Genomic DNA, 16,388 nt, shown 5'->3' on the forward strand with positions numbered 1-16,388 from the left:
AATTATTGCGGGGCCTGCAAACCATTTTCATTCACCCGCACTCTTCACCTCCCCACCCACGGCAAACTGCGCCGCCACCCTTCGCAGCCGGACAGCGATCGGCATGCTCATATGCCGAACCGCCGCCGGATCGCTGAGCGCCGTCCACACCGCCTTGAGCGGGGACCGCGCCTTGATATGCTGGACCAGCGAGAGGAACGACGCCGCCTTGCGCAGGCTGCGCGTGCGCCTTGCGAAAGCGGCCTGCGCGGCCGCGTCCATCGAATGGGTTCTGGCGAAGACAAGATCGGCTTTGCGCATCGCCTCGACGTGGTGAAGTTCGAGCACGCGGGAAATGGAGCCGGTCCGGATATGGTAGACATAGCCGGTCGTCGGCTCGACCACGCATTTTCCGCCCTTGGCCAGAGCACTGGCCAGCAAGATATAGTCTTCGCCGATGATCAGGCCTTCGTCATAGCGTAGCCCGTTTTCGTTAAGGAATCGGCGTTGGAAGATCGGCTTGAGGTAGCCAAGGTTGAACCTGGATTCGAAGACCACATTGCCGGCGATATAGTCGGCCAGCGAGATTTCACTCAAGCCTTCCAGATAGTCGGCCGGGAACATCGTCTCTTCGGCAACGCCGTCCTCGCGAACGACCTGGAGATTGTCGACCGCGATCTCGGCGCCTGCCTTGTCCGCGCGGTCGATCATGGCGCATATCCGCCCCGGGTAGACCGCATCGTCGGAATCGAGCACCGCGACCCATCTGCCGCGGGCGAGTTCGAGGCCGGCATTCCTGGCGCCGCCGGGACCGCGGTTCTGCGCAAGGGCCACGACACGCACGACATCTTGCGGATAGGATTTCGCCAGATCGAGCGTCCGGTCGCGCGACTGGTCGTCGACGACGATGATTTCGACGCTGACATTGCGCTGGGCGATGGCGCTGGCGATCGCCCGCTCGATGGTCAGTTCCGCATTGTGAGCGGCAATGACAAAGGTGACGTCAGGCTGCACGCTTGCCCCCTTCCTGCGGCGAGGGCAGGCCGTATTGGCGGATTTCACGCACACCGACGAGACCGCTCACGACGCCGACATGCATGATGCCGCGAAGTACGCTGCGGTTCCTGCGCACAGGGTTGATGGCGACCGGGATTGCCAACGCGAAACAATAGAGCGCCTTTGCCGAGGCGAGGCCGACTTGCCGGACCAGCGCGAGACCATGCGCGTCGCGTGCCAGGAGGTGTCCGTGCGTCTGCCCGACACGGAACCGGCGGCGGCGGAGCCAGTCGAATGCGGCCCTGGCGCGCGGCACCACCTCGTCTACCCAGGCATGCGGCGAAAAGGCGATGCGGCCGCCGGCCTTCACCATATGGTCGAAGAACTCCGTGTCCTCGCCGCCGGTCTGGCCGCGCGCGAGGCTGAACCGCCGGCCGCGAAGGCTGCCGGCGGCCATCCTGAGCAGCACGTTGCAGGTGTAGCCGGTGCGGATCTCGCCGTGCACCCAGACGGGCAAGGTGGAGTGGAAATCGCCGCGGCGCATCCAGTCGGGCGCATCGGGCCGATAGCGCGCCCGCACCGGTCCGAGCACGGCGGCGGCGCCGCTCACCTCCGCTGTCGCAACCAGTTCGACAAGCCAGCCGGCGGTAGCCGTTTCGTCGTCGTCGATGAAGGCGACGAAATCCGACGTGCTGGCGTCGAGGCAGGCGTTGCGGGCGATCGAGATGTTGCGTGCCGGACAATGATGGTAGCTGATCGGCAGCTTCAGCGTCTCCGCCAACGTCGCCACCAGCAGTTCGGCCGTCGGGCCGTCATCATTGTCGGCGACGATGATGCGGACTTCGAATCCCGGAGGCACGTCCAGGGCGGCGATGGAGCGAAGCGTATCGGCAAGCTCTGGCCGCCGAAACGTGCAGACGCAGACGTCGATGCTGCGGTTTTCCTCGGCCATACCCATCACGCCACCCTGCGCTGTGACCGCGGTCCAAGCAATTGCAGCCAAAAGCCGACGGACCAGCCGAAATGCATGACCATCGCCGAAATCCCGGCAAGGGCACTGTCCGGATTACGCTGGCTGATGGCGGTCCAGACGCCATATCCGAGGCAGACCGACGCCCATATCAGGAGCGGCACGATCGCCAGCCAATGCACGAAGGAAAAGGCCGCGAGAGCGACGATGGGAACCACCAGAAGCGGCACCATCTGCCGGACCTTCGGTATCATGCGGTGCTTGAGAACGTTCTTTGCCCGGCCGCGGCCATAGCCGAGATACTGGAAATAGAGGCCGGCGAGCGATGAACGCGGGTAATATGTCATTTGCGTCTTACCGGTCATCCAGATCCGGTAACCGGACCGACGGAGCCGGTAGTCGAGTTCGGCATCCTCATTATGACTGAACGTCTCGTCATAGCCGCCCACTGCCTTGAAGGCCGAAATCCGCATCAACGCATGGTGGCCGTGATCGACCCACTCTCCCACTGAGAGATGCCGGTGCTTGGAGCCACCCGTGCCAAGCTTGGAATTCTGCGCAGCCGCCACTGCTTTCTGTACCATGCCGCTGCCGCTGGTCAGCATGGAGACGACGACCGAATCCGCGCCAGTGGCCAGCGCCTCCTCGATCAGCCGATCGCAATAGTCGGAGGGATAGCCGCCATGCGCGTCGATGCGAATGAGGTATTCGGCCCCTTCGCCGTAATTGGCGATCGCAAGATTGATCGCCGCGCTCTGGAGGCGCTTTTCGTTGTCAAGAAGGATGATCCGCGGATCCTCCAAGGCGATCTCCTCGACGATCGCCCTTGTGCCGTCAGTGCTGCCGCCATCGGCCACGACGATCCTGGCGCCAAGCCTCTCGGCCGCCGGTCGAAGCTCATGAACAAGCGCCCCGATGTGAGCCGCTTCATTCAGGCACGGAATCACGATCAGGCTGGACGGAAGCATTCCAGTTTGCGTCATCGATCCATGTCCATCCCTACCCATCCTATGCCAGAGCCTCGGCAGCATATGCGTCGGGCGCAGCCGTCAACCCGCGAAGCTTCTCGACGAGCGCCCGGCAATCGCTGCGGTCATGGCTCCAGGTTCGCGGATTGCGGGCAAGAACACGTGCCCGCAAATTCCCGAAACGATGCTCCTCCATGTCGCCCAAAGCGGCTTCAAGCGCTTCGGGCGTGGCTTGGGGCAAAAGAACGCCGATGCCCTGCCTGTCGAGGAACCTGCCGGTTTCGGTGCGGCCCATGGAAATCGGCACGGCGCCGAAGCGGCAGCCCTCATAGAGGCGGTTAGGCAGCAGCCATTCGGAATTCAACCCCTGCTCGAAAAAATCTATAGCCCAGGAAAAATGAACCTCCCGGTAGATCATAGCCATATCCTCGGGATTCCGATAGGGTCCGCCGAACGAGAGCCAGGGCTCGGATTCGACGAAAGCGTGAAATTCCGGAAATTCGGAAAGCGCCGGACGGCCCCTGAGGACGATTTCGAAGCGACCGTCGAGCCGGCGGGAAAATTCGGCCAGAAGCTCCAGGGAGCGGCGGCACCGGAGTGCGCCGAACCAGCCGATCCGCCAAGGCGGGGCGATGGGATTCTCTGCAGCGATGCGATCATCCAGCGAAACGGCTGCAGCCTCGAAGTATTTGTTTTCGAGCAATTCGACCGGCGCGGCGATCTGCCCGAACCGCTTGAAATAGTTGGCGATGAAGGCGGGCGAACTGGTCACAAGGAGTTTTATATCCCTGGCCAGATAGCGTTCCGCGCCGCGCATCGCCTTGCCCAGAAGGTCGTCGCGAAGCACCAGGCGGTGGATGTCGAGGCACTCGTAGACAATCGGCACCGTCGCCTGGAAGGCTGACCTGGCACGGCGGGCGAGCGCCAGCATTTCAAGATTGCGCGCCATGATGATATCGGGTCTTGGCATCGAACCTAGTTTCGAGCTGATTGAGATAGCCGACTTTGTGACCGCTGCCAGGCGCTGGGCGAATCGGCCGTCGCGCGTCGCGCCAAGATCGATCGGCCGCAAGCCCTCGACGTCGGCGATCGCGCTTGCCGTCCGGCGGAAGCCCGCCAGCGTGACCTGGGCGCCGCCTGCCTTGAGCATTATGATCCGCCGGCGCACTGCCGGGTCGGAGACGTCGTGTACCAAGTACAAGACATGCAGCATGAAAAATCGACCGCTGTTGGCCCGCCCACCAAGAAACCTAGTACAGCTTTTGCTGCATCGCAACATTTTTGGTGCTGCTCTGGTGCAGCATAACAAGGATCCACGTTTTTTGTTGCGCTGCAAAATTATTGCCGTAGTTTGATGATGGCATAGGGCGCGGCTCTGTCATAGGGACCGGTACAAAAATCAGGAAACCTGAATTTGCAAGCCAATGCATTCGATCCGCCTGAGGGATCTCTCCGCAGATCGGTCGGACGCGGCGCTCTCATCACGGCTTTGGCGCAATCGGTACGGGTTGCGACGCAGATCGCCTCCGTCATCGTGCTGTCGCGCCTGCTGTCGCCGCAGGACTTCGGCGTCGTGGCGATGTGTGCGCCGGTGCTTGCCTTCATCGCGCTGTTCCAGGATTTCGGCCTGACCCAGGCGACGATCCAGAAGAGCGGAATCCGCCATGAAGAGATCAACTACCTGTTCTGGGTCAATGTCTCGGTCAGCGTGTTACTGGCCTGCGTGCTTGCCGGCGCGGCACCGCTGGTCGCCGCCTTCTACGGCGAACCGCGGGTGACAGGCCTGGTGGCGGCGTTGGGGCTGCAGATCATAGCCTACGGGCTTGGCGCCCAGCATCTGGCACTGCTGACGCGCCGCATGCAATTCGCCCGCCTAGCCATCATCGATGTCGCAAGTGCCGTCGCCGGTCTCGTCGTATCGATCGCCTGGACGTTCATCGACCGTTCCTACTGGGCGCTTTTTGCCGGTACGCTGACAGCAGCCGTGCTGCCGACGCTTTGCTTCTGGGCGAGCTCGCGATGGCGTCCGGGGCTGCCGCGCAAGGTCGAGGGGATCAGCGCACTGATCAATTTCGGCGCAGGCATCACCGGGTTCAATTTCGCCAACTTCTTTGCCCGCAACCTCGACAATGTGCTGATCGGAAAATATTGGGGCGAAGCGCAGCTCGGGCTTTATGACCGGGCCTACAAACTGCTTCTGTTTCCGTTGAGCCAGATCACCAACCCGCTGACGAAGGTCATGGTGCCGGCTCTTTCCAGGCTGAAGGACGAGCCGGATCGTTACCGCAGCGCCTATCTTCGCGTCATGCCTCTGATCTTGCTGGTCGCACTTCCCGGCGTCGCCTTCGCCACCGCCATGTCCGACGTGCTGATACCGTTCGTGCTCGGCGAGCAGTGGCGGGAGAGTTCAGGCATCTTCCTGGCGCTCGGTTTTGCCGGATTGCTGCAGCCGCTCAACAACCCGGCAGGATGGCTTTTCATCAGTCAGGGCCGCTCGGGCGATTTCATGCGCTGGGGCATCGTAACAGCGCTGACGTCGGTGGTGGCGTTCATCGCCGGCCTGCCTTATGGCGCTTTGGGCGTGGCGATCGCCTATGCGATCAGCGAATATCTCAGAACACCCTTCCTGTGGCTGTATATCGGCAAGACCGGGCCGCTGCGGGCAAGCCATATCCTTCGTGCGGCAACGCCCTTCGTGCTTGGCGCGCATCTGGCGCTTGCCGCCATCTGGTACGCCAAGCCGCTGCTGCCGCAACAGCACGTCGTCGCCATGGCGATTGCGGTGGTGCTGTCCTACATGATCACCATTATAGTCGCGCTGGCGTTTGCTTCCGGCCGCGAGGCGTTGCGGGAGGCCCTGAGGCTTCTGCCGGCACGGCCGCCCACGGCAGCACCAAGCGAGGCGAAGTAACTTGCACGGACATTCATACGAGGACCAGGTCTGATCCCATGCACTACCGATCGATCTCCGACATGAACGACGCGATCGTCAGGAACCTTCACCGGCTGCCGCGCGACATCGACCTGGTGGTCGGCGTTCCCCGAAGCGGCATTCTCGCCGCCACGCTGTTCAGCCTGACAGCGAACATCCCTATGACGGATCTGGACAGTTTCCTCGCCGGAAAGATTTATACGTCGGGGGTTACCAAGCGCCGCGCCGCGCTCGACCGGCAGGCCTCCGACATGCGCAAGGTTCTGGTGCTCGACGACAGCGTCAGCGGCGGCGCCGCCATGCGCGAGGCGCGCAGCCGTGTAGAGGCTTCCGGCATCAAGGCGGACTTCACCTTTGCCGCGGTGTTCGGCCTATTGGCGCAGCACGAGGAAACCGATATCGTCCTGGAAGTCGTGCCGCATCCAAGGATGTTCCAGTGGAACTTCATGCACCACAAATTCCTGGCGCAATGCTGCGTCGACATTGACGGCGTGCTTTGCCTGGACCCGACCGAAGCCGAAAACGACGACGGTCCCGCTTATGAGAAATTCCTCAGCGAAGCGCTGCCCCTGTTTGGCCCGACCCGCAAAATCGGCTGGCTGGTCACCAGTCGGCTCGAGAAATACCGCGCGCTGACCGAAGCATGGCTCGCAAAGCACGGCATCGAATACGACAGACTGATCATGCTTGACATGCCGAGCAAGGCGGAACGGCAACGGCTTGGAGTGCATGGCAGTTTCAAGGCCGACTTCTACCGCAAATCCGATGCCATCCTGTTCATCGAAAGCGAGCACCAGCAGGCGCTCAAGATCGCCGAGCTTTCCGGCAAACCGGTGCTGTGCGTTGAAACGCATCTGATAAGTTACCCCGACGCGCTGTCGCTTCCCTCACTTGGACAGGCGGCCCGCAACCTTCCGGGCAGATTGCGGGAGATCAATTCGCCTGACGGGCGCAAGACGGCGATCAAGACCGTCGCGCGCACACTGCTTGGCGAACGCGGCTACGAAACGCTGAAGAGCCGGGTCAAACGACCGGCCTGAACCCGGCTTCGGAGAAGAGAACTTAACTTAAATTAGGCTGCCTGCCGCGACGGCTGTCGTACCGCCCTCTCGAGCATCGATAGGAAGGTCGCGAACTGACGCCCGGGATCGAGTTCGGGACGCTCGGAGAATGCACGCGCCGCCGCTGAAAGCCGCTCATATTCCTGCCTGTCGGTCCACAGGCGCCTGACCATGGCCACCCAATCGGCGAGCGGGGCGTCGTAGTCCAGCACCACGCCACCGGAGCCGACCGCCTCGGGCAGGCCGCCACGACGCGAGCCGACGACGGGAATGCCGCTGCAATGGGCTTCCGACGCCACCCGGCCCCAGGCCTCTTCCCACTTGCTGGGGGCGAGCAGGATTTTCGTGCGGCCATAGACCGTCTTCATGTCGCTCGTCCGGCTCTCCAGCTTGACGTTGCCAAGCGGCGCGATCGTCTGCTCGATCCGGGCCCGATGGTCGTCGTCGAGCTTCCAGCTTTCGACGAACAGGAACGGGATTTCGGAGCAGGCGGCGGCGATGCGCACTGCGAGTTCGAAGCCTTTTTCCTCATAAGGGTTGATCAGCGTGACAAACTCGCCTGTGGTCGGCGTGCTGTAGAGCGCGGGATTGATGGTCGGCGGTATAATTGTCGAATCGATATCGAATTTTGCCTTGTAGGTGCGCGCCGTGAACTCGGAATTGGCGATGTAGAGCGCCGAATGCAGCTCGCGCAGATCGCCGGCCAATTCGTGAAATTCGACATTCCTGAGATAGACGACCAGCGGCACGCCTTCGTCCTGCAGCGCCTTGCCGATCGGAACCGACTTGTGGCACTGGACCACGGCGACATCCGGCCTCAGCTTTTCGACGGCAAAAGCCGCCGCCTCCCAGGGGAACCAGGCCCGCACCACCGGATAGCCCGGATAGCTGTCGATGACCGCGCGCTGCCTCAGAAGCTTCATCTTGGCGCGCGCCTTGTAGCCGAAGACGCCCTGGCCGAACAGGGCGGCGAGCACCGACGCCTCATGGCCCTGCTCGAGCAACTGCTCGGCAAGATGATGAGTGCTGGACTGGACACCGCCGCTAAACTGGGGCGTGTAACCGTTGCCGCCTGCAAACAGCACTTTCATGGTTCGGCTCCTTGTCACATTCTCACGTTACGGGCGATGACGGATAGCTTGTTTACGGATGATGGCTTGCGCTCCGCCTTAGGCATCCTGTTGCATCTCGATATTAGCGAACGGATTGGTGCATGGCTGCCACCCGGTAAACCGGATCGGATCGGTTGGCGAACTTCGCCGGGCATAGTCGGTCAGCATATGGAACTCGGCAATGACCCAGCGGTCGAACTGCCTCAGATCCTCTTTCTTCTGTTCGGGCAGAAACCGGCGTGCAGCGCCCAGTTTCAGCGTCTCAAGCAGGGTGACCGCATCGCCCAGCTTTTCGTTTGGAAACATCCAGGGATTCCGCTTCTGGAATTCCAGAACGAACTGCTGCAGATGTTCGACGCGCATGTTCAGCCTGCCGAAATATCTTTCGAGCGTGACCCGCATCAGGTCCTCGTCGGAAAGCGAGGAAACGGCGGCGTAGGCGATGCCGGTCGAAGCAACTCCGCTAGCCATGATGGCCAGTGCCGCGCGCCGCGAAATCTTGATCATCCGGCCATTTCCTTTCCCGCTATCCGGCTCGCCGCCCGCAAGGAAAGGGCTGCCGCCGTCAGGCTCGGGTTGGCGCAGGAGCAGCTTGGATATGTGCTCGAGCCGACGACAACCAGATTCCTGAGCTGATGGTGGATCATGTCGCGGTCGACGACCGAATCCGCCGGACTTGAACCCATTCTCAAGGTGCCCTGGACATGCGACTCGGTCCGCCGGATGCCACGATCGAAAATCTCTTCTACCGGCAGCGGAGCCAGAAGCGCCGGCAATTTCTCCTTTGCCCGCGCCATGCCCTCGACAGCATAGTCGGATGCTCCCTTGAAACTGACGAAGGCGTTTTCATCCTCGTCGAGGATCACGAGATTTTCCGGGTCGAGCAGATCTTCTGTGACGATGATCAGGGGAAGCGTCTGACGGACACGCCCCTTTTCGGGGCGCATCCCGTGCTGCCAGCGGTTTTCGAAATAGACCAGCGCCGCCGCATGCTGCGATCGGTGGGCGCCGTCATAGAGGCCGAAATTCAGGCCGGTGGTGATGGTGCTTCCGTCGAAATTGTCGACACCGTCGAGATAGGCCTCGAAACTCCATCCGTAGGATTCGTGCAGGCCGCGCCCGACGAATTCGCCCGACAGGCCGGACCGCAACATGATCGCCGGGCTTTGGATGGCGTTGGCGCCCAGAACGAAGAGGTCGCCGCCGACCGAATATTCCTTGCCGCCATGCACGAAAGTGACCGAACGGACCGAGCCGCCGACATGGTCGAGCCGACGCACTTCAGCGCCAAGGCAGACCGAGACGTCGGGATGCTCGAAGACGTGCATCAAACCATTGTTGACGGTGAATTTCGCGTCGACCGGGCATAGGCCGCATCGCAAGTTGGCGCAGCACGAGGTCCGCTGCGCGGTCGGCACGCGCGCCCTGGCAGTCGGCATGACAAAATGCTGGTCAGGCTGCGCCGCTTTCATCATCCGGTCCGGCGTCGACATGTGATGCGGTGGTTGTGGAAACGGCCTGGAACGCGGCATCGTCGCGGCCATGTCGGGATCGCCTGAAATCGACATGACCTCCTCTGCGTCGCAGTAGAACGGTTCGAGCTCGTCATAGCTGATCGGCCAGTCGTTGCCGACGCCGTAGAGACTTTTCAACCTGAAGTCGTTCGGATGAAAGCGCGGCGTCTGTGCGAACCAGCAATTCGTTCCGCCACCCAATCCGATGGTGTAGTTCCACGGCTTGTCCGAGTTGGTCCTGTAGGTTGTTTCGTCTTTGATGTCGGTGTTGGCGTTCTGCTCGAGCTGCCATTCATGCGTGTTGTGCCGGCCCCATTCCAGAACCAGAACACGGGCCTTTCGCCGCTTGGCGAACGCGTGCAGGAAGAAGGCCGAGCCGAAACCGGAGCCGATGGCGACAAGATCGAAATGGTCGTTTGCGATCTGTTCCGGCCTGATGCCCAGCACCATCACATAACACCCTTTGTTGATACGAGCGCGTTCATCAAAGCCGTCGTGATCGTCCTTGGTGTCCGGGTCGGTTTTGCTAGGCTTTCCCGCATGGTCTCACGCCGCCAATCTGCCAATGCTGTGGTACTCGATGCCGTGGCGAGCGATGACCTTCGGGTCGTAGAGGTTTCGGCCGTCAAAGATGATCGGCGTGGTCAGCGCATCCTTCATCGCGTCGAAAGAAGGCGCGCGGAAGCTCTTCCACTCGGTGGCGATCAGGAGTGCGTCGGCGCCACGCAGCGCTGCCTCCTTGGTTCCGCACAAGAGCAGATCTTCGCGCTGCCCATAGATGGCCTGGCATTCCTGCATCGCCTCGGGATCGTAAGCCTGCACTTTGGCACCGGCGTTCCAGAGCGCTTCCATCAAGACGCGCGCCGGCGCCTCGCGCATGTCGTCGGTATCGGGCTTGAAGGCCAAGCCCCACAGCGCAAAGGTCTTGCCCTTGAGATTGCCCTTGAAATGGCGATTCACCTTGTCGAACAGGACCGACTTCTGCTCGTTGTTGCGCTCCTCGACCGCGCGCAGCAGCTTGGCGTCGAACTTGACGCCTTCCGCCGCCTTGATCAAGGCGCGCACATCCTTGGGGAAGCACGAGCCGCCATAGCCGAGGCCTGGATAGATGAAGTGATAGCCAATGCGGGGATCGCTGCCGATGCCCTTGCGGACCTCCTCGATGTCGGCACCCAACTCCTCGGCCAGATTGGCCATTTCGTTCATGAAGCTGATTTTGGTCGCCAGCATGCAATTGGCCGCGTATTTGGTGAATTCGGCGCTGCGCACATCCATCACGATCATCTTCTCATGATTGCGGTTGAACGGGGCGTAAAGTTCACGCATCACCGCCTCGGTGCTCTCGCTGCTGGTGCCGACAATGATGCGATCGGGCTTCATGCAGTCGGTCACCGCGGAGCCTTCCTTGAGGAATTCCGGATTGGAGGCAACATCGAAGGCCAGATCCTCGCGGCCCCGCGCCTTCAGCGTCGCGGCGATCCTGGCCTTCACCTTTTCGCAGGTGCCGACCGGCACGGTCGATTTGCCGACAACGATCTTGGGCGCGTCCATCTCCCGGCCGATGGCCTCGGCGACGGCCAGCACATATTTGAGATCGGCCGAACCGTCCTCTCCCGGAGGCGTGCCGACAGCGATCATCTGGATCTCGCCATGCCTGACCGCGGCGGCGGCGTCGGTGGTGAACTTGATGCGGCCGGCCGCGTGGTTCTCCCTGACAAGGCTTTCGAGCCCGGGTTCGAAAATCGGGATGAGGCCCTGATTGAGCCGCTCTACCTTTTTAACGTCGACGTCGACGCACACCACCTGGTGGCCGACTTCGGCAAGCACCGCCGCCTGCACGAGACCGACATAGCCAATTCCAAAGACCGTCAAATTCATTCGGTTTCATTCCTGTTCAAGGCTTCGGACCGCTTTCGGTCGAGCCGGTTCAAATTAGCTTTTACTTTATGCCGCATGCCAGCGATTCCGGGAACTGGCATGGCTCGCCGAGCGCAGTGAATGCGAGACGATCCACTTGCAGCGTGAGCTTGCGTCCCGGATCAGAAAACGGGCCGAGCCAGCCGTTCATCGTGTCGCTTCCCCAAAGGCTGAAGAATATCTTTTGCGCATGGCTGGGCAGTTTTGCCGGATCGGTGATTGTGTTCACGAGTTGGCCGTTGACGTACCAGCGCAGCCGGTCCTTGTCCCAGACGAAGGCGTAGTCGTTGAAAGCCTTGTCGGCGCCGCCCGCTACATCCACCAGTTTCTCGTTGTTGCCCTTGCCTGATATGTAGGCGTTGACCTGCACCTTGGAGGCGTCCTTGGTCAGCACCTCGAAATCGATTTCATCCCACGGCTGCTTGTCGGAGGGGCCGATGTAGGAGAAGAAGGCGGCGTTGAGGCCGGAGCCCGTATCGGTTTTCATCCGCGCCTCATAGGTGCCATAGCCGAAGCGATTCTTGGTCTGGATCTCGGCGCAGGCAAAGTCGCGATCCTTCAGCTTCCGCTTTTCAAAACCGAGCGTCAGCACACCGTCGGAAGGCTGAACCAGCTTTTTGGACCAGGTGCAGTTCTGATGACTGCCGTTCGTCCAGCCGTCGGAGACGTACCAGCGCGCTCGATCGAAGCTGGTGAAATCATCGACGAAGGATGGCGCAGTCGGGATATCCTGCGAACGGGAAGGAGTCGGGCCCGCGATCAGGCTGCCGAGTGCGACCAGCAGAGACGCGCTGCCCCAACATAGCTGCCTCAGGTTCCATTGCCTGATCGAGCGCGTGAACGGCCTGCCGCCGGTTGCCGGGGCGCCGGTTGCTGGGGTGGACGTGCTTTTCGGATCCGCGTTCATACCAAACTCACCTTTGTGCTGTGCGCCCCCAACCCAAAGTCGATGTTCGAACCGTGTCGAAACGACCTGATCTTGACCTTCTCCAGTTCCTCCTTGCGTTGCCTCTTGCCCAAGCGCCAAACCTGTTGCCTGCGGGTTTTGCGCTCAATCCGTGTCGGTGCCAGCCGGCTTGGCGCCATCGGCCTTGGCCGCCGTGCCGCGCGGCTCATTCTCGTCGAAGATTGCAGCCAGCGAATGACGGAGTTCCTTCATAAGCTCGTTGTGGCGCGAGAGCGTCGCGATGCGCCGCTCGTAATTCAAGATCGACTTCGTCAGTTCGCTGACCTCGGAGGAGGTGCTGGAGGAGGCCATCCCATTCTCCATAGCCTCGACGAGAAAGGCCGCGTTTGTGGCCTTTGTCCGGTAGCGATACTCAAGTCCGTTTTTCTCCGCCTCGACCTCGGCGGCAATCTGGTCAAGCAGCTTTGCCAGGCGGTCAAGGCGCGAAATGTCGGTCTGCCTGTCGCGAACCGGATCCCTTGATCTGAAGCCGAATATCGAGGCCATACGCTCAGAGTCCTGTAGTGGTCGGGGTCTTGTGGTGGCCGGACCTATGGCCGGCCCCCGCACCCGTGCGGGTCAAAAAGATCTTGTCGCATCGTCCGGCTCCTATGACAGGGAGACTATGGGCCAATTCTATCGGCAAACCAAAATTGCTGCACCGCAACATACATGCCATCCCCAGAGCCGGTAGGCAACCACCTAGTGTGGCGATTCGGAAATTCGCATCGTTTGGAGCGGGGTAAGGACCTGTTGACGTGACCGCCATGGTGCTGGCTGCGGGCAAGCTCAGGTCTCGCCGACCGGGCGGGTTGCGGCCATGAGAAAACGCAGCGGCGGCACTGGTTGCTTCGAAGCAAAGCCGACGCGGCGAAACAGCGCATCCAGCTTGTCGGCGGCCACGCCGCGAACGATGGGGATGAAGTTGGATTGGCTGGCTAGGGCGTAAGCCGCAGCCGATGTCAGTCCCTGCTCGTTCTTCATGTCGAGGAAGTTTCGCAACCGATACTTGTCGCGTACTTGCCGCTCGTGCCTTCTGAGCACGGCCTTCGAGCCCTCCGGCAGACTGTCGATCGCCAGCAGCGCCAGATCCGCGTCGGCAAGACGCTTGAGATCCTGCGTCTTGTGCCGGCCGCTCAACGAATCCGCCCGAACGATCGCGCCATAACCGCACGACCTGATAACCTTGAAGCGCGCCCCGCAGGCGACCGCGCGCGCGTAGAGTTCATAATCTTCGCCCAGACGCAGGTTTTCGTCGTAGCGCAGCCCGTGCCGGTCGAGAAAAGCGCGGCTGATCACCGGCTTGAGGAAGCCCAACTCACCTCTCTGCACACGGCGCCTGGATATGTTGCCTTCGATGAAACCCTCGAAATCGAGGAACTCCGGATCGGCCGAAAACCGCGGAGCGACGATTTTCGAGACATCGGTCACCGCATCGTCCCTGATCAGCATGATGTTGTCGGCAGCGAAATCCCAATCGGCGCTGGCGAACAATTCACGAAATCTGCCCGCTAGAAAAAAATCGTCGGCGTCCAGAATGCTGATGAACGGCGATCTGGACCTGGCGATCGCGGCATTGCGGGCGAAGGAAGGGCCGCGATTGACGTCGTGGCGGATGACGGAAAGCCTGCCGTTGCCGTCATCGGCCGCCCGGGCGACGTTCACAGTGTCGTCGGTGGACGCGTCATCAACCACCACGACTTCCGCCACCTCCGGCTCGCGCAATGCCGATGCAATGGCATTCGGGATTGTACGCGCTGCGTTGCAGGCAGCGATGATCACGCAGACCTGGGATTCTGTCATCAATTCGCCTCTCGACTGCTCACGTAGCTCCGAATTTCCTCGCCGCCTTCAATGTTCGAAGCAGCTCTGCCTAGCTCATCGACTGTCCAGACCGCTAATCGTCGGTATTCAAAAAAGCGTCAGCGGGCGCTTATGCTGCAAGTGCGAAGCAAAGCATCGCCAAAATCACTCGCGCCGTCCAGTCTTTCCTTTCGGTGACGTCACGGCGCAAATCGGCGGGCGGCGAATGCCAGCAGACGCGCTGCTTCGCAAGTCGTCCCTGCTCATTGTGGATGAAGCCGCCTGCGCACCCGAATCGCTGATCGCCAAGGCGGTCGATGGGCTGCGGAGCGATGACGGCTTGAATCGTCGCGCTGGCCGACGGCGATCGCTCCCGCCGACTCGGTCGGTCACGATGAAAACCGCCACGTCGTCAAGGTCGGCAAGCGTGGAGGAAAACCAGGGGCTGAAGGAAAATCGGAAACCGGCTTTTAGACCGCCGTCATGGGCGAGCAGTCCCAGGAATCCGGCTGGTTGCCCCAGCGCCAGGTCAGCGAAGGCTTCTCCTGGCACTGAACTTCTCGCCGTCTTCGCTCGAACCCAGCTTCCGCTCGACTTGGCGAATCCTATCAGCCGAAGTCTGGGCGTTTTTGACAACCATGGCAAAAACCAGCAAAAAATAGCCCAACTGGATGACAATGGCGCCGGCTACAACACGAAAAAACGTCGTGCCGAGCGAAGCGCCGCCCAGAAAAGACCAGGCGACCACGATCGCCAAAGCGAAAATCAAGCCGACAATGAATTTTGGTAGCGACATACCCGACGGCCCGTCAACCTGCTCGGGCAAAGTCGATTGACTGACCCACCCGAGCCTCCCTTCGCCCTGCGAGCTTGTTGAGTCCGCCCGCTTTTTGGCCGGTTGCTTCCGGCCTTTTCCACGCTGTCCATACTCTGACAGAAACAATTCGCAACTCTATTAGGACGTGCAATAGCCGGCAAGGCCAACCACGAATAATTTTGGGCGAGTTTGCGGGATCGACTCTGCCATGCTGCGATGCACACATCGGCATCACGACCAATCGCCCGATATGAGCCTTTCTCAGGTAAAAGCTCTAATATTAATTAGTATTTTACCTTAATTCCTCTCTATATTTCGTGAAATTAAAGCACGATAATGTTCCAGACAGCCGCGCAAAGAGCGATCCGCCCAAAATCAGCCTCAAAAAGGCACTAGATTTTTCAACATTGCCTCTAAACAGTCATAAACTGGCCATCAGGCCAAAATTTGTGCAGGCTCGGTTTATTATTTAGTCAATTCATGACATGATTATTTCAGGCGATCGAGAAATTGTGTGTTGCGATGCAGCATTTTTTTGATATCGTGCGGCAAACCATCCGTTCAACGTATGGAGTTTACGCATGAGGGACGTAGCCAAGCCGGCCAATGCGGATTTTTCGCAGGCCGGCATTGATTTTCCACCGATCGGCGGCCTGCTCAAACGCAGCTTCGACATCGCCGGTTCACTGATCGGCCTGGTTGCTCTCAGTCCGCTGTTTGTGATGGTCGCGCTGCTGGTCAAGTTTTCCGACGGCGGGCCGATTTTCTACGGTCACAGCCGGATCGGTCGGGGAGGACGGATTTTCCCGTGCCTCAAATTTCGCACCATGGTTCAGGATGGCGAACGGGTGCTGGCGGCATATCTTGCCGCCAACCCGGCCGCCAACGCCGAATGGATAGCGACCCGCAAGCTCAAGAACGACCCGCGCGTCACGCGCGTCGGAGCCGTGCTGAGGAAGCTCAGCCTCGATGAACTGCCGCAGATCATAAACATCCTTCAGGGCGACATGAGCCTTGTCGGTCCTCGCCCCGTCGTGCGCGACGAACTCGAGATTTACGGCAGTTCGGCCGTCTATTACCTGAAATCGCGCCCCGGCCTGACCGGGCTTTGGCAGGTCAGCGGCCGCAACGACGTTTCCTACGACAGCCGCGTCGCATTCGATCGCCACTATGTCGAGAACTGGTCGCTCTTTGAAGATATTCGTATTATCATCAAGACCGTGCCTGCCGTCTGGATGTCACGGGGCTGCTACTGACCGGTGGGGAGCCGGCCCTGTGTCGAGGGTTGGCTGTCCAAGCATTCTACAGCAGGCTTCATCGGGTGGGGTCAAGCGGAACGGAAAACGTCGAGTTGAAAACAGACATCTTCGAAA

15 protein-coding genes are annotated in these 16,388 nt (G+C 60.7%); 3 read left to right on the top strand and 12 right to left on the bottom strand.

The window, feature by feature from the left end:
* Positions 1-27: 27 nt before the first annotated feature.
* The 4 genes from AC0NID_RS03385 to AC0NID_RS03400 are packed head-to-tail and all read right to left on the bottom strand — an operon-like array spanning position 28 to position 4,126.
* Positions 28-993: a glycosyltransferase family 2 protein gene (locus AC0NID_RS03385; protein ID WP_473450806.1), complete on the bottom strand. Its 966-nt coding sequence runs from the start codon at positions 991-993 to the stop codon at positions 28-30.
* A complete protein-coding gene (locus AC0NID_RS03390; RefSeq protein WP_473450808.1) occupies positions 983-1,933 on the bottom strand; it encodes a glycosyltransferase family 2 protein in 951 nt (316 codons plus the stop codon). Before AC0NID_RS03390 ends, AC0NID_RS03385 begins: the two co-directional genes overlap by 11 nt.
* Positions 1,933-2,928: a glycosyltransferase family 2 protein gene (locus AC0NID_RS03395; RefSeq protein WP_473450810.1), complete on the bottom strand. Its 996-nt coding sequence runs from the start codon at positions 2,926-2,928 to the stop codon at positions 1,933-1,935. The genes AC0NID_RS03390 and AC0NID_RS03395 overlap by 1 nt, the downstream gene beginning before the upstream one ends.
* Before the next feature lie 25 nt (positions 2,929-2,953).
* Entirely contained in the window at positions 2,954-4,126 is a 1,173-nt protein-coding gene (locus AC0NID_RS03400; protein ID WP_473450812.1) for a glycosyltransferase family protein, read from the bottom strand.
* 201 nt (positions 4,127-4,327) lie between these two features.
* Between AC0NID_RS03400 and AC0NID_RS03405 the strand changes: the two genes are divergently transcribed.
* Positions 4,328-5,824, top strand: a complete 1,497-nt coding sequence (locus AC0NID_RS03405; RefSeq protein ID WP_473450814.1) for a lipopolysaccharide biosynthesis protein — start codon at positions 4,328-4,330, stop codon at positions 5,822-5,824.
* 38 nt (positions 5,825-5,862) lie between these two features.
* Positions 5,863-6,885, top strand: coding sequence for a phosphoribosyltransferase (locus AC0NID_RS03410; protein WP_473450816.1), 1,023 nt, complete (start codon positions 5,863-5,865; stop codon positions 6,883-6,885).
* A 32-nt stretch (positions 6,886-6,917) separates the two neighbouring features.
* Here AC0NID_RS03410 and AC0NID_RS03415 read toward each other — a convergent pair whose 3' ends face one another.
* From AC0NID_RS03415 to AC0NID_RS03450, 8 genes are all read right to left on the bottom strand, one after another.
* Positions 6,918-7,997 carry a glycosyltransferase gene (locus AC0NID_RS03415; RefSeq protein WP_473450818.1) on the bottom strand — a complete coding sequence of 360 codons (1,080 nt, stop codon included), beginning with the start codon at positions 7,995-7,997 and terminating at the stop codon, positions 6,918-6,920.
* A gap of 78 nt (positions 7,998-8,075) precedes the next feature.
* Positions 8,076-8,525, bottom strand: a complete 450-nt coding sequence (locus AC0NID_RS03420) for a hypothetical protein (RefSeq protein ID WP_473450820.1) — start codon at positions 8,523-8,525, stop codon at positions 8,076-8,078.
* Positions 8,522-9,982 carry a GMC oxidoreductase gene (locus AC0NID_RS03425; protein ID WP_473450822.1) on the bottom strand — a complete coding sequence of 487 codons (1,461 nt, stop codon included), beginning with the start codon at positions 9,980-9,982 and terminating at the stop codon, positions 8,522-8,524. Before AC0NID_RS03425 ends, AC0NID_RS03420 begins: the two co-directional genes overlap by 4 nt.
* Positions 9,983-10,078: 96 nt before the next feature.
* Positions 10,079-11,410 (bottom strand): UDP-glucose dehydrogenase family protein, encoded by a 1,332-nt coding sequence (locus tag AC0NID_RS03430; protein ID WP_473450824.1) that lies wholly within the window; start codon positions 11,408-11,410, stop codon positions 10,079-10,081.
* 61 nt (positions 11,411-11,471) lie between these two features.
* Entirely contained in the window at positions 11,472-12,356 is an 885-nt protein-coding gene (exoK, locus tag AC0NID_RS03435) for an endo-1,3-1,4-beta-glycanase ExoK (RefSeq protein WP_473450826.1), read from the bottom strand.
* A gap of 144 nt (positions 12,357-12,500) precedes the next feature.
* Positions 12,501-12,902, bottom strand: a complete 402-nt coding sequence (locus tag AC0NID_RS03440; protein ID WP_473450828.1) for a hypothetical protein — start codon at positions 12,900-12,902, stop codon at positions 12,501-12,503.
* 282 nt (positions 12,903-13,184) lie between these two features.
* On the bottom strand, positions 13,185-14,198 hold the full coding sequence (locus AC0NID_RS03445) for a glycosyltransferase family 2 protein (RefSeq protein WP_473450830.1): 1,014 nt from the start codon (positions 14,196-14,198) through the stop codon (positions 13,185-13,187).
* Between the two features lie 529 nt (positions 14,199-14,727).
* On the bottom strand, positions 14,728-15,141 hold the full coding sequence (locus AC0NID_RS03450; RefSeq protein ID WP_473450832.1) for a hypothetical protein: 414 nt from the start codon (positions 15,139-15,141) through the stop codon (positions 14,728-14,730).
* Between the two features lie 455 nt (positions 15,142-15,596).
* On the opposite strand from AC0NID_RS03450, the gene AC0NID_RS03455 reads away from it, so the two are divergent.
* Positions 15,597-16,271 (top strand): sugar transferase, encoded by a 675-nt coding sequence (locus AC0NID_RS03455; RefSeq protein ID WP_473450834.1) that lies wholly within the window; start codon positions 15,597-15,599, stop codon positions 16,269-16,271.
* Positions 16,272-16,388: the final 117 nt, after the last annotated feature.

This window comes from Mesorhizobium sp. WSM4821 (genome assembly GCF_055901555.1).